This window comes from Phyllobacterium phragmitis (genome assembly GCF_002980495.1).
Lineage (GTDB): Bacteria > Pseudomonadota > Alphaproteobacteria > Rhizobiales > Rhizobiaceae > Paramesorhizobium > Paramesorhizobium phragmitis.
This window is the reverse complement of record NZ_PVBR01000007.1, coordinates 1-14,539: the sequence shown is the minus strand read 5'-3', so window position 1 is coordinate 14,539 and position 14,539 is coordinate 1. Positions and strand designations below refer to the sequence as shown.

The following is a 14,539-nucleotide window of genomic DNA, read 5'->3' as shown; positions in this document are numbered from 1 at the left end:
GCTCTAGCTCCACATCGCGTGAAAGTGATGCACGGGACCATTGCCCGATCCGACGCTGAGACGGTCGGCGGCGAGGATCGCACTCTGTAGATAGGCATGGGCTGCGGCGAAGGCTTCCTCCAGTGACAGCCCTTTCGCCAGCCCGGCGGCAATGGCCGATGAAAGCGTACAGCCGGTGCCATGCGTGTTGCGGGTGGCGATGCGCGGCGCCGTCAGCTTGAACGGCGGCATGCCGTCGCGGATCAGGAGATCGACGCATTCCCCGCCATCTGCATGCCCGCCCTTCATCAGCACCGCGCCGGCGCCCAGCGCCAGGAGCGCCTTGCCCTGTTCCACCGCTTGCGCTTCAGTCCGCGCGACATCGCTATCGAGCAGGGAGGCGGCTTCAGGCAGGTTCGGCGTCAGAAGCGTCACCCCGGGCAAAAGCTTTTCGCGCAAGGCGGATACGGCATCCAGGCTGAGCAACCTGTCGCCGGATTTCGCCACCATGACAGGGTCGAGCACGATGGGTTTGCCGAAGGCGGCAAGCCCGGCTGCCACGGCCTCGATCGTTTCCGGCATCGAGAGCATGCCGATCTTGACGGCATCGACGGCGAGATCGTTGAACACGGCGTCGATCTGCGCCGCGACGATATCGGCCGGAATGTCGTGGACGGCGGTCACCGCCTTCGTGTTCTGCGCGGTGATCGCGGTGATGATGCTCGCGCCATAGACACCGAGCGCGGAGAAGGTCTTGAGGTCGGCCTGGATGCCGGCGCCGCCGCCGCTGTCCGATCCGGCGATGGTGACGCAGATCGGTATCGCCGATATGGAAAAGGAGCGTGCGGTCTGTGTTCTCGTCATGACGTTTCCATTCCGAACGGAACTGGAAACGTCTCGACCAGGATGGAATATGCTTCCAAAAAGGGGAATCACCCCCGGTCCGCGACGTGCCAAACTCCGTTCCCTACGCAGGTATTATCCCGGATCAGGTTCAATGGGTTGGCGCGTTAGCACCTCTCAGCCTTTCGGCACCCCAACGAATTTTGCTGCTGTCGAGATAGGCCCAAAATCGGCCAACGTCAAGGCTATCCGGAGGCGCTTCCGCCGCTCGACCCATGCGCTGATACCCGCCCAAAAGAGTGTGGTCCGGCATTGCGGCAATTCAGGATTGCATCGTGCCCAGTAAATGCCACCGATGCATAAAGATAAGCAAAATCAAAGTTTAACATTGTTTATTTAGAATTTGATGCTTTGCTTGGCAGGGGTTTCGCAGACACATATCGCAGGGGGCAGTAGATGTTGTTTTCAACAATGGGGATGTATGTGAGGTCGCAATCTGATGGCGAATTCTGAGCCTCGAGGCATCGTTGGCGGGCCGGCGGAAGCAGCGGAGACCGACGAGGATTTCCGCGTCCTTTTTACCACCCACCCGACGCCCATGTGGGTCTATGATCCCCAAACTCTGAAATTCCTCATCATCAATCAGGCCGCCGTCGAACTCTATGGCTATGATCGCGAACAGTTCCGGCAACTGACCGTTCTCGACATACGTCCTCCCGCTGAGCGCGAGCGCATGCTGGATGCGATAAGCGAGAGAACCGATCTCGACCGGCCCCAGCGCTGGCAGCATCTGAAGGCGGATGGCGAGATCATCGAGGTTCTGACCTATGGTCGGCAGGTGCGCTTCAGGGGGCTCGATGCCGTTTTGGCCATCGTGCAGGACCGCACCGAGGTCAACCAGGCCTACAAGCAGGTGCACCACACCCGGTCGCTCCTCGACAATCTGGTGAGCAATCTCCCCTTGGGGGTTTTCGTCAAGGATATGGAGAGTGACGGGCGCTACGTGCTGTTCAACGAGGCGGCCGGTTCGATCAGCGGCCGCACGCCGGCGGAGGTCCTGGGCAAAACCGACAGCGCCCTGTATCCCCGCCGCGATGTCATTCGTCTCAGCCGGCAGGATAAGGTGGCGATGCGCCGCAGCGAGGTTCTGTCCCTGGAACAGAACATGGTGCGGCCCGATGGTCAGGTGCGCATCGTGCGCACCATCAAGCGCCGGATTCCCGCCAGCGACGGTTCGCGCCCGCGCTATCTCATCGGGCTTGCGGAGGATGTTACGGAAAGGCGGGAAATCCTGTCGCGGATCGAGCATGTCGCCATGCATGACGCGCTCACCGGCCTGCCCAACCGCGCCTATTTCACCGACCATGTTGGAAAGCTTTTGAAAAACGAGCATGAAGCGGAGCCATTCGCTCTGCTCTACCTCGATGTCGATCATTTCAAGCAGGTCAATGACAGCATGGGGCACCCGGCTGGAGATATGCTGTTGCGCGAGGTTGCATCGCGGCTGCGCAAGCTTGTCTCGCCTGATGATTTCATTGCACGCATCGATGGCGATGAGTTCGCCCTCGCATTCATGGGCGGTGATACCGGGGATATAAGCCTGTTTGCCGAAAAGCTGATGGCCGCTTTCGCCGAGCCCTTCCGCCTGGACCACAATGAGGAATATGTCTGCTGCAGCATCGGCATAGCGCTGGCGCCGAAACATGGCGATGAGGTCGACCTGCTTTTGCGCAATGCCGATCTGGCGCTCCACGCCGCAAAGGCCGATGGCCGCTCGACCTTCCGCTTCTATGAGCAATCCATGCGGCTGGCAGCAGAAAAGCGCCATCTTCTGACGCTCGAACTGAGGCAGGCGTTGAACGAGGGCCAGTTCGAACTCTATTACCAGCCGATCTTCACGCTGGCCGACGATAGCATTTCGGGCTTCGAGGCGCTTATCCGCTGGCATCATCCGCAGCGCGGCATGGTATCGCCCGCCGAATTCATCCCTGTGGCGGAGGAAACGGGGCTGATTTCCGGTATCGGCCAGTGGGTGCTTCGCAAGGCTTGCATGACTGCGGCGCGCTGGCCGAAATCGATCAAGATCTCGGTCAATCTTTCAGCGGCGCAGTTCGATCAGGCCGGATTGCTCGATACCGTGGTCATGGCTCTTGAGGAGGCCGACCTGGAGCCGCATCGTCTGGAGCTGGAGATCACCGAATCGATCTTCCTGTCCAACAGCCGGCAGAACATCCAGCTGCTTTATGGCTTGCGCGACCTTGGCGTCCGCATAGCGATGGACGATTTCGGCACCGGCTATTCCTCGCTCAGCTATCTCAGCTCCTTTCCCTTCGACAAGATCAAGATCGATCGCAGCTTCGTCTCCGGCATAGAGGTCGACACCAGGAACCTCGCCATCATCCAGGCGGTGGCGGTCCTTGGCGCGGGCTTCAACATAATTACGACGGCCGAAGGCGTGGAAACGGCGCAACAACTGACCCGGCTGAGGCACGAGCAATTCGGTGAGGTGCAGGGCTTTCTCACCGGCAGGCCGATGCCGGCGAGCGAAATCGATACATTCATCTCAAGCAAAAGTGCTTCTTCCAGCCGGGTATTGAATGAACCGGCATCCTCTGCGATGACAGGCCGAAATTAAGCACCAGGATTACGGGAGGAGATATCGGCTATGGCATTCGAGGAGCTTGAAACATTCAGGAGCGGAACCTTTGTCGGGCGCGTCTGGCGGCCGGACGTCGAGGGGCCGGCCCTCGTCATGCTGCGCGACGGCGTGCTTTTCGACATCACCTCAAAAGCGGCGCCGACCATGCGCGATCTCCTTGAGCGGGATGACCCGGCAGCATTCGCCCGTGCGCGGAAAGGCGAACGTCTCCTGCCGCTTCAAGAGCTCGCCGAGCAATCGGTCGAGGCTGCGGGCGACCTGACTCAGGTCCATTTCCTGGCGCCCTGCGACCTGCAGGCGGTCAAGGCCTGCGGCGTCACCTTCGCCCGTTCGATGATCGAGCGTGTGATCGAGGAAAAGGCCGCCGGAAATCCGGCGCTGGCGCTGAAGATCCGCGAGCGGGTAACGGCGATCATCGGCAACAGCTTGCGCAATCTGAAAGCCGGGTCTCCGGAAGCGGCCAGGGTCAAGGCCGCGCTGATCGAGGAAAATGTCTGGTCGCAATATCTCGAAGTCGGTATCGGGCCGGATGCCGAGGTTTTCTCCAAGGCGCAAATTCTCTCTTCCGTCGGCTGGGGTGCGTCGGTCGGCCTGCACCCGATCTCAAGCTGGAACAACCCCGAACCGGAAATCGTGCTGGCGGTCGACAGCACAGGCCATGTGAAGGGCGCGACGCTCGGCAACGACGTCAATCTGCGCGATGTCGAGGGCCGTTCCGCCCTGCTCCTCGGCAAGGCGAAGGACAACAACGCCTCCGCTGCCATCGGTCCTTTCATCCGGCTGTTCGACGAGACCTATTCCATCGATGATGTGCGCAACGCCGATCTCGATCTGCTGATCGAAGGTGAGGACGGTTTCGTGCTCAAGGGGCACAGCACCATGAAGGAGATCAGCCGCGATCCACTCGATCTCGTTTCCCAGACCGTCGGCGCCCATCATCAATACCCCGATGGATTCCTGCTTTTCATGGGAACGCTGTTCGCGCCGGTCGAGGACCGCGACACCCCGGGAGAAGGCTTTACGCACAAGATGGGCGATGTCGTCACCATCTCCAATCCTAAGCTCGGCAGTCTGACCAATACGGTCCGGCTTTCGACGCAATGCCCGCCCTGGACTTTCGGCGCTGCCGCCCTGATGCGCAATCTTGCTAGGCGTGGGCTGCTATAAACCGGACTTGAGAACAGTGGCCGTCGAGGCTTCATAAGCATAAATCACATGCCCCCGGAAGATTTCCTCCGAGGGCATGGCTTGTCAGCTGTCCGGCAACGTATACGCGATGACATAGTCACCCGGCTTGGTGCCGACGGAGCCATGGCCGCCTGCCACGATGAGGACGAATTGGCGACCGTCTTCCGTTGTATAGCTCATTGGCGTGGCCTGTCCGCCTGCCGGCAGGCGTGCTTCCCATAGCTGTTTGCCGGTCGTCAGATCATAGGCGCGGAAGTAATCGTCCACTGCAGCCCCCAGGAAGGCGACGCCGCCTGCCGTGATCATCGGACCGCCGATGCCGGGCACGCCGACCTCGAACGGCAACGGTATCGGGGATATATCCCGGATAGTGCCGTTCTTGTGCTTGTAGACGATCTTGCCCGTCCGCAGATTCGCCCCGGCGACGTAGCCCCACGGCGGCGCCTGGCAGGGAATGCCGAGCGGCGACAGGAAGGGATTGAGGAGCACGGCATAGGGCGCGCCTTCATTGCGGTTCAGCCCCTGTTCGCTTCCTTTCGTGCCTTCGCCGGGAGGCGGAACCTCGGCGCGCGGCACCAGCTTGGAGGTAAAGGCAAGATAGGTCGGCATGGCGAACATCACCTGCCGCACCGGATCGACCGCAACGCTGCCCCAGTTGAAGGTGCCGAAATTGCCGGGATAGACGATCGTTCCCTGCAGCGAGGGCGGCGTATAGCGGCCTTCATATTTCAGCTTGTGGAATTCGATCCGGCATATCAGCTGGTCGAACATGGTAACGCCCCACATGTCCTTTTCGGTCAGTGGCGGCGGCGAGAAGGTCAGGCCGGAGGTGGGCTGCGTCGGAGAGGTGAAATCCTCCGGTATCGCTCCGCTGGGAGCCGGCACCTCCTCGACCGGGATAATCGGTTCGCCGGTTCGCCGGTCGAGCACATAGATGTCGCCCTGCTTGGTCGGGCCGACCAGCGCTGGAACAACGGCGCCGTCCTCCTTGGTGATGTCAACGAGAACCGGCTGCGCTGGAACATCCATGTCCCAGAGGTCATGATGCACCGTCTGGTGAACCCAGCGCACCTGTCCGGTATTGAGATCTAGCGCCACGATGGAGGAGGAATATTTCTCGACATGCTCGCTACGGCCCATGCCAAGCTGGTCGGGCACCCTGTTGCCGAGCGGCACATAGATCAGCCCGAGATTTTCATCCACGCTCGAGACCGACCAGCTGTTGGGCGAGTTGACGGTGTATTTCTGGCCATCCGGAAGCGGCGTCGTCTCGTCCGGATTGCCCGAATCCCAGTTCCAGATCAGCGCGCCTGTATGGATGTCGAAAGCGCGGATGACCCCGGATTGCTGATGAATGGAATAATTGTCGTTGACGGCTCCGCCAACGATGATCTTGCCCTCTGCCACCACCGGCGGCGAGGTCGAGTAATAGTAGCCCGCCGGATTGTACGGCATCCCCTGTTCGAGATGCAGCGTGCCATTGTCGGCGAAGGATGAGCAGATCTGGCCGTTCGCCGCATCGAGCGCGATCAGCCGCGCATCGGAAGTCGGCAGATAGACGCGCTCGGCGCAGGCCTGGCCGGGAGGCGCCGCCGGATCGGCGTAATAGGAAACGCCACGGCAGGTCTGGTGCTGGCGGTCCGGGTTGAAGCCGACATTCGGATCGTATTTCCATTTCTCCTTGCCGGTCGTCGCATCGACGGCGATCGCCCAATTGTGCGGCGTACAGAGATAGAGCGTGTCGTGCACCTTGAGAGGTGTAACCTGGTAGGTGGTTTCGCCGATATCCTCCGGCTGCTTGATATCGCCGGTCTGGTAGGTCCATGCCACCCGCAGGCTGCCGACATTCTCCGGCGTGATCTGATCAAGCGGCGAATAGCGCTGGCCATATGGCGTGCGGCCATATTGGCGCCAGTCGCCGGGCGGCATATTGCCTCCCAGATCCGGGTTTGCGGTCACCTGTTCCGTCGGGAGTGAACCGGCGATATCGTGCGGGTCCTGGAGCATGGAATATCCGGCAACGGCCAGCGAGGCCAGCACGGCGACGGCAAGGGGCAAGGCGCCGCCCGTCCTCCTCGATATCCACGGGGCCAGAAGCCACAGGCCGAGAAGCACGATGACGCCGCCACGCGTCCCCAACTGCCACCAGTCGAAGCCGATTTCATAAACCGCCCAGCCAAGCGAGCCGAGGATGACGAGGGCATAGATCCATAGTGCGGCGGGGCGCCGCTTGAAGAGGAATATCGCAGTCAGAAGAAAGCCGAGAGCCGCGATGATATAATACCAGCTTCCGCCAAGCGCAGCGAGCCATGCACCGCCGACACCGAGGGCGATTGCAATGGCTGCAAACAGAAGCGCAGTAATAGATATCAGCAAATCCAGCCTCCTCGAAAGTTTCGCATCAACAATTCTTCAAGTCATCGTTCGTATACAGAATCTTTGTACTGAAAAAATACTTTTGACAACCGGTGTTTTTGTATTCCGTAGAATCTCACGAGTTTTCAATTGGTTAGCTAGATTTCCTATAGTGGTCGCATCAACCTAAACTAGGGCGTCGGACGTTCTCGAAAGCAAATAGAGGCGAATCATCTGGAGAAATGGCCGGGGCATTGCTTTTTTCATTTCCTAAAAAAGGATTCCTAAAAAATAGGGATGCCCAGCGGTGTCGTTCCCGATGCTGGGTTACATATACAACCTGGGAGCGCGTGCTCACTCTTCCACGGCCTTGCCGCTGCGTGTTTCCAGCCGATAGCGATTGCCGGGATAGATGAGGCGGGCGAACGAAACCACCTGTTTCGAAGACCATGTGCGCCGGCGGATCGTCAGGCATGGCTCGTTGCGCAGGATGACCAGCAGCTTGCATTCCCAGGGTTCCGGCATGGTGGCTTCGACGATGTGCTCCGACCCGCTCAAGGGTGCCTCGCGCGTCAGATAGGCATTGGGTGTAATGGTGGTGAAATCCTGTTCGAGATAGGCAGGCGCGGCCGCGGGATTGACGTGGCGATCCTCGATCTGCACGGGAACGCCGTTCTCGCTATGGACGATCAGCGAGTGAAAGACCCTTGCGCCGATCGGCAGATCCAGCGCGTCCGCAATGGCAGGGGAGGCGTCCTCTTCCCTGAGAAAAACCACCAAAGCCAGGTGAATATGGCCTCTTTCCGCGATTTCGTCTGCAATATTCCTGACCTCGAAAAGCGCCGAAGTGCCCTTGCGCTCGGCAACGAACGAACCGACGCCCTGGATGCGCACGAGTTCGCCCTCGCTCGCCAGTTCGCGCAGCGCCCGGTTGGCGGTCATCTTGCTGACGCCCAGCTCCGCGACGAGCTCGTTTTCCGAGGGGACGCGATGTTTCGGAGGCCATTCGCCGCTGTGAATGCGGTCGAGGATCATCTGTTTCACGCCGGCATAAAGCGGGGCGCTTTCGCTTGCCCGTTCATTTGACATTGAAGATATCCTCCTCCTGATCGCATTGAAATCGCCTAAACCACTTGGCTACCCGGCAGTCTTTGAAGCCGAACAATGTGCGTCCGCCCTCTCCGCCTTAATTTTAAGCAGCGGTAGGAACTGCACGTAATCGACACTTTATGCTTGCATGCCATAGTAATTGACATATGGTCCCATATACAACATCAATAGGGAAATGATCCGGATTTGGCTTCTTGGTCTAGCCGATAGCTCACGATCCAGCCCGATATCGATCCGCGTTAATCATGGCCATGCCATGCTCTCGCCAAGCCGACACAGATCGGCACGTCAATAACAGTTTCCGACACCACCAGAGGAGAATATCGATGAAAGCTTATAAGATTCTGCTGGCCGGCGCTGTCGCGCTTGCTGCCGGTGCATGGTCTCCGGCTCAGGCCAAGGAATGGAAGAGCGTGACGATCACGCTGGAAGGCGCCTATGCCCCGTGGAACATGACCAATCCGGACGGCTCGCTCGGCGGTTTCGAGCCGGAACTGGCGAAATATCTCTGCGACCACATGAAGGTGGAATGCAAGCTGGTCGCCTCCGACTGGGACGGCATGATCACCAGCCTCAACGCCGGCAAGTTCGATGTCATCATGGACGCGCTGTCGATCACCGAGGAACGCAAGCAGATCATCGACTTCTCGGTCCCTTACGCCCATACCCATGCGGTCTTCGCCGCATCGAAGGAAAGCTCCTACGCCAATGCGCCTGGCACGGGCAGCGTCGTCAAGATGGAGCCGGATCTGAATGGCGGCAAGGATGCCGTCGAAGCCATGCGCACCGCCTTCAAGGGCGCCACCATCGGCATCCAGGCGGCGACTGTCTATTCCAAGTTCATCTATGACAATTTCGGCGATATCGCCACGGTGCGTGAATACAAGACCGGCGCCGAACGCGACCTCGATCTGGAAACGGGACGCATCGATCTCGCCTTCGACGACGCGGTCTATCTGAATTCGGCCTTCGAAAAGGCCGATGGCGAACTCGCCTTCAGCGGCCCCGAAATCGGCGGCACCATTTTCGGCATCGGCGAGGGGCTGGGCGTGCGCAAGTCCGATCCCGAACTCAAGGCGATGCTCGACGATGCCATCAAGGCCGCACTTGCCGACGGAATCGTCAAGGATCTGTCGATGAAATGGTTCAAGACGGACGTTACGCCTTGACCGGATTTGCCTTGGAGCGGTTTTGCCGCTCCAAGGCGCGTTTTCGACGTGCGGAATTTTCGCGTCCCGCTCCGGTCTGCTGAGACCGGCCCCAATCGATAGTGTGGGAACATTGATATGCAGATAGTGGAGACACTCGGTTTCGGGCAGACCGGCTGGGGCGGGCTGCTCCTCATGGCTGCCTTGATGACGCTGTGCGTCACCCTCACGGCGCTCCTGATCGGCGCCGTGCTCGGGGCTGTCGTCGCCGCGGCCAAGCTTTCGCAGAGCCGGGCGATCAGAACCGCCGGCGGCGTCTACACCACCATCTTTCGCGGCGTGCCTGAGCTTCTGATCATCTATCTCGTCTATTTCGGCGGCTCCAGCGCCGTCACCATGATCGGCGCTTATTTCGGCTATGACGGGTTTCTCGGGCTTCCGACCTTCATCGCCGGCGCCCTTGCCGTAGGTCTGATCTGCGGCGCCTATCAGGCCGAGGTCTATCGCGGTGCCTTCCTGGCGATTCCCAGGGGCGAGCTCGAAGCCGCCGAGGCGATCGGCATGAACCGTCTGTTGCGGTTCCGGCGCATCATCGCGCCGCAGGTTCTGCGCTTCGCCCTTCCCGGCATCGGCAATGTCTGGCAGCTGAGCCTCAAGGATTCCGCACTCGTCTCCGTCACAGGCCTCGCCGATCTGATGCGCACCAGCCAGGTCGCCGCCGGCTCGACACGGCAATATTTCCTGTTCTTCATCGTCGGCGGCTGTCTCTATCTGGTCCTGACCAGCATGTCCGACCGCCTGTTTGCCAGCGCCGAGAGGCGCGCCAGCCGCAGCATGCCGGCCGGCATCGGCCAGATATAAGGAGGAATGGCGATGGATTTCCCTTTCCTGTTCCAGACCATGAAGACGCTGCTCGCCGCCTTGCCGATGACGCTTGCCTTGTTTTCCCTCTCGGTGCTGTTCGGCGGTCTGCTCGCCCTGTTGATCGTCTGGATGCGGGTCGGCGGCAATCCCGTCCTCAGCCGGTTTGCGCGGGGCTATATCTTCATCTTCCGCGGCTCGCCGCTGCTCATCCAGATGTTTCTCGTCTTCTACGGCCTCGGCCAGTTCGGCTTCATCCGCCACTCTTTCGTTTGGCCGGCGTTGCGCGAGCCCTTCGTCTGCGCCGTCCTGTCGCTGGCGCTCTGCACGGCGGGATATACGGCTGAGATCTTCCGCTTCGGCCTGCGCGCCGTTCAGCCGCGCGAAATCGAGGCGGCGCGCGCCATCGGCATGTCCGGCTTTCTCCTGGTGCGCCGCATCATCGCCCCCATCGCCTTCCGCCATGCCCTGCCGGCTTATTCGACGGAGATCGTGATGATGGTCAAATCCACGGCGCTGGCGAGCCTCGTCACTGTCTGGGAGGTGACCGGCGTTGCGCAGCGGCTGATCGCGCAGACCTACCGTACGATGGAGGTGTTTCTCTGCGCGGCGATCATCTATCTCGTGCTCAATTTCCTGATCCTGCAGGCGATGGCACTTATCGAACATCGCCTTTCACCGCACCGGCGTGCTGCGGTATCTCTGGTCCCCGGCGGCCTTCCGGTATCCCGATGACGACGCCAGAAACCACAATGGAGGGGAACATGGCTGCGGCCACCCGGCTATCCGTCCGCAACATCCACAAGAGCTTCGGCGCGCATGAGGTTCTGCGCGGCATTTCGCTCGATGCCCATGATGGCGACGTCATTTCGCTGCTCGGCGCCAGCGGTTCGGGAAAATCGACATTCCTGCGCTGCATCAATCTTCTCGAAACCGCCGATCAGGGCGAGATCGTCGTCGACGGCGAGCGCATCGAGATGACGGTGCGCAACGGCCGCAACATGCCGGTCAGCCGAAAGCAGATCGATCGCATCCGGGCCGAGCTCGGCATGGTCTTCCAGTCCTTCAATCTCTGGTCCCACATGACCATCCTCGACAATGCCATCGAAGGTCCGGTGCATGTGCTGAAAAGGCCGCGCGCCGAGTGCATCGCCGAAGCAGAAGCGCTTCTTGAAAAGGTCGGGATCGCCGAAAAGCGCCATGCCTATCCAGCCCACCTCTCCGGCGGCCAGCAGCAGCGCGCCGCGATTGCCCGCGCCCTGGCGATGAAACCGAAGGTGATGCTGTTCGACGAGCCGACCTCCGCGCTCGATCCCGAGCTCGTCGGCGAGGTTCTGCGCGTCATGCGCAGTCTGGCGGAAGAGGGCATGACGATGCTGGTGGTTACGCATGAGATGAGCTTTGCCCGCAATGTCTCCAACCGCGTCATCTTCATGCGCTCCGGCGAGATCGACAGCGACGGCGCGCCGGAAGAGCTTTTCGGTAAAGGCGGTTCACCCGCCTTCCGGCAATTCATCGGCACGTTCGGGAGCTGACAGTGCGCACCATAATGCTTGAAACGACGCTCGATTGGCATTCAGCCGCCGGCATCGCCGAGGGTGCCCGGCTGGAGCTTGGCGACAATGCCTGGAACAGGATAGGTCACGCCGCGCGCATCGTCGCCGCGCTGGTGAATAGCGGCGTCCGCGCCTATGGAATAACCACAGGCGTCGGCGCGCTTGCCGATACGGTCGTCGACCGCGCGTCGCAGCGCCGCCTGTCGCGCAATATCCTGATGAGCCATGCCTGCGGCGTCGGTCCCCTTCTTGCGCCGCGCGAGGTGCGCGCCATCATCGCCGCCCAGATCAACAATTTCGCCCATGGCCATTCCGGCGTCCGGCCCGAAATCGTACAAGCGATGCTGGCGCTGCTCGACCATGATTGCATTCCCGATGTCCCCTCGAAAGGCTCCGCCGGCTATCTCACGCATATGGCGCATATCGCGCTGGTGCTGATCGGCGAGGGGACGGTGCATCTGGCGGGCCGCAAGGTGACCGGCGCCGAAGCCCTGGCGCAGATCGGCATTGCGCCGGTCGTGCTGGAGGCGAAGGAAGGCTTGAGCCTTGTCAACGGCACGTCCTGTTCCACAGGCCTTGGCTGTGTCGCGCTTCACCGTGTTGAGCGTCTGCTCGAATGGGCCGATGCCATCGCCGCGCTGACGCTTGAAGCGCTCGGCGCGCAGATGCAGGCATTCGATGAGAGCGTGCTTGCACTCCGGCGCTCGAAGGGCATCGAAACCGTCGGCCGCGCATTGCGGGAAAGGCTCGAAGGAAGCCGGCTCATATCAGCCAATGCCGGGGCGCGGACGCAGGATGCATTGAGCCTGCGCGCCATTCCGCATGCCCACGGCGCCGCACGTGACGGCTTCGATTTCGTAGCCGATGTCGTCAATCGCGAGCTTGCCTCCGTCACCGACAATCCAGCCGTTTCAGGCTCGCCGGAGGAGCCGCTGGTCTGGTCTGAGGCTCACGCCGTTGGGCCCGCCCTCGCGCAGGGGCTCGACATGCTGGCGGTCGCTATCGCGCAGATCGCTGCCATGAGCGAGCGCCGCATCGACCGTCTGGTCAATCCGCTGGTGAGCGGCCTGCCGGCCTTCCTCGCCGATGATCCAGGCGCGGGCTCCGGTTTCATGATCGCGCAATATACGGCCGCCGCACTCAGCAACGAAAACCGCCGCCTTGGCGCGCCCGCCAGTCTCGATGGCGACGTCACCTCCGCCTTGCAGGAGGATTTCCTGGCGCATCCGACGGCCGCGGCGATGAAGCTTCTGGCCGTGCTCGACAATGCCGAGCAGATCTTCGCGATCGAGCTTCTGGCGGCGGCGCAGGCGCTGGATATTCAATCCGCGAAAGCCGCCCGCGCTGAAGGGACCGATGTGGTGTATCGGGCATTGCGCGACATCCTGCCCCGCTATGCCGATGATCGGCCCCTGGCTAAGGATATGGCGGCGGCGCGTGGCCTTCTGGCCAGTACTACGGCGCCCCGCATTGATTGACTGCCTTAGCCGACGAAACTGGGGGATGAACATGTCCACGCAATATGATGTCGCCGTCATCGGTCTTGGCGCCATGGGCAGCGCGGCGGTCGCGCATCTCGCCGCCCGCGGCGTCAAAGTGATCGGCATCGAGGCGGCGTTTCCCGCTCATGCGCTGGGCTCCTCGCATGGTGATTCCAGGCTGATCCGGCTCGGCTATTTCGAGGATCCGTCCTATGTGCCGCTTCTGCAGAGCGCCTACGCCAATTGGCGCTCGATGGAGCAACGGCTGCGCGAGCAGGTGCTGACGATATCAGGCGTGCTGCAGATCGGCCGCCCCGACGACAAGATCGTCAAGGGAACGCGCGCCTCAGCGAAACTGCATGGGCTTGCCTCCGAGGTGCTCGACCGGGAAATGATGCTGAGGCGCTTTCCCGCCTTTGCGCTGGATGCCGATGACATTGCGGTTCTCGATCCCGAGGGCGGGTTCCTGAAGCCGGAGGCTGCGGTCTTCGGCTATCTGAGACTTGCGGCGGCGGACGGCGCCGTTCTGCATTTCGGCGAGAAGGTGACGGCGATCGAACCCGGCGATAGCGATGTCGAGATCGTCACCGATACGGCGCGCTACCGCGCCGGCAAGGTGGTGGTGGCCACTGGGCCATGGATTGCCGAGCTGGTGCCGCAATTGCGCGGGCTCGCCGTGCCGATCCGCCAGGTCGTGGCGTGGTATCAGCCGCGCGACGGTTTTTCCACGGCACTTGGCCGCATGCCGGCCTTCATCCGCGATGAGGGCGATGCCGGTTCCTTCTTCGGCTTTCCCGTCATCGGGCCGGATGGCGTCAAGATCGGAAAACACGCGCATTTCCGCGAGGAGATCGATCCTGATAGCCCCAATCCGCCGGTGAACGACACCGATCTGGCGCTGCTCGATGATTTCATCGCCCGCCGTGTTCCTGATGCAGCAGGCCTGCGCGTCAATGCCATCACCTGCCGCTATACGATGCTGCCGAGTGAGGATTTCCTCATCGACCTCCTGCCGTCCGACCCGCGCATCGTGGTGGCGTCGCCCTGTTCGGGGCACGGCTTCAAATTTACCAGCGTCGTCGGTGAAATCCTCGCCGATCTGGTATTGGAGGGCGCAACGCCCCTGCCGATCAGCGCCTTCTCCTTCGCCGCCATGGACCGCTTCGCGAAGACGCGGCGGGAATAGAACACGGCCACGCGCTTTGTCGGAATCCCAGTCGATATGTCGTAATTGACCTACCCGAGACATGGGTCACAGTTCATTGCGGACACATAGGTTACACAATTGGCGCTTTGCGGAGGATCGCGGAGTGCCGTGGAAGGAGTGTAGCCTTATGGATGAACGGCTGAAGTTCATCG

11 protein-coding genes and 1 riboswitch are annotated in these 14,539 nt (G+C 61.2%); of the genes, 8 read left to right on the top strand and 3 right to left on the bottom strand.

Annotated elements, in window-relative coordinates:
- Window positions 1–3 precede the first annotated feature (3 nt).
- Window positions 4–843, bottom strand: coding sequence for a bifunctional hydroxymethylpyrimidine kinase/phosphomethylpyrimidine kinase (thiD, locus tag C5748_RS10990; RefSeq protein WP_105741993.1), 840 nt, complete (start codon window positions 841–843; stop codon window positions 4–6).
- Between the two features lie 83 nt (window positions 844–926).
- A riboswitch (TPP riboswitch) is annotated at window positions 927–1,028 on the bottom strand.
- Between the two features lie 293 nt (window positions 1,029–1,321).
- Here thiD and C5748_RS10985 point away from each other — a divergent pair.
- Entirely contained in the window at window positions 1,322–3,457 is a 2,136-nt protein-coding gene (locus C5748_RS10985; RefSeq protein ID WP_105741992.1) for a putative bifunctional diguanylate cyclase/phosphodiesterase, read from the top strand.
- Window positions 3,458–3,487: 30 nt separating this feature from the next.
- Complete coding sequence (locus tag C5748_RS10980; protein WP_105741991.1) at window positions 3,488–4,648, top strand: fumarylacetoacetate hydrolase family protein; 1,161 nt, start codon at window positions 3,488–3,490, stop codon at window positions 4,646–4,648.
- 84 nt (window positions 4,649–4,732) lie between these two features.
- Here the strand turns inward: C5748_RS10980 and C5748_RS10975 are convergent, their stop codons facing one another.
- Both C5748_RS10975 and hutC read right to left on the bottom strand, forming a co-directional pair.
- Window positions 4,733–7,045: a glucose/quinate/shikimate family membrane-bound PQQ-dependent dehydrogenase gene (locus C5748_RS10975; protein WP_105741990.1), complete on the bottom strand. Its 2,313-nt coding sequence runs from the start codon at window positions 7,043–7,045 to the stop codon at window positions 4,733–4,735.
- Between the two features lie 333 nt (window positions 7,046–7,378).
- Window positions 7,379–8,113, bottom strand: coding sequence for a histidine utilization transcriptional repressor HutC (gene hutC, locus C5748_RS10970; protein WP_105741989.1), 735 nt, complete (start codon window positions 8,111–8,113; stop codon window positions 7,379–7,381).
- Between the two features lie 347 nt (window positions 8,114–8,460).
- On the opposite strand from hutC, the gene C5748_RS10965 reads away from it, so the two are divergent.
- The 6 genes from C5748_RS10965 to solA all read left to right on the top strand — a co-directional run bounded on the left by C5748_RS10965 (window position 8,461) and on the right by solA (window position 14,366).
- Entirely contained in the window at window positions 8,461–9,303 is an 843-nt protein-coding gene (locus tag C5748_RS10965; protein WP_105741988.1) for a transporter substrate-binding domain-containing protein, read from the top strand.
- Window positions 9,304–9,420: 117 nt separating this feature from the next.
- A complete protein-coding gene (locus C5748_RS10960) occupies window positions 9,421–10,143 on the top strand; it encodes an ABC transporter permease (protein ID WP_105741987.1) in 723 nt (240 codons plus the stop codon).
- A 12-nt stretch (window positions 10,144–10,155) separates the two neighbouring features.
- A complete protein-coding gene (locus tag C5748_RS10955) occupies window positions 10,156–10,878 on the top strand; it encodes an ABC transporter permease (RefSeq protein WP_105741986.1) in 723 nt (240 codons plus the stop codon).
- 29 nt (window positions 10,879–10,907) lie between these two features.
- Window positions 10,908–11,678, top strand: coding sequence for an ABC transporter ATP-binding protein (locus tag C5748_RS10950; RefSeq protein ID WP_105741985.1), 771 nt, complete (start codon window positions 10,908–10,910; stop codon window positions 11,676–11,678).
- Between the two features lie 14 nt (window positions 11,679–11,692).
- Complete coding sequence (locus tag C5748_RS10945) at window positions 11,693–13,177, top strand: HAL/PAL/TAL family ammonia-lyase (protein WP_105741984.1); 1,485 nt, start codon at window positions 11,693–11,695, stop codon at window positions 13,175–13,177.
- Between the two features lie 31 nt (window positions 13,178–13,208).
- Entirely contained in the window at window positions 13,209–14,366 is a 1,158-nt protein-coding gene (solA, locus tag C5748_RS10940; protein ID WP_105742198.1) for an N-methyl-L-tryptophan oxidase, read from the top strand.
- The last annotated feature ends 173 nt before the right edge of the window (window positions 14,367–14,539 follow it).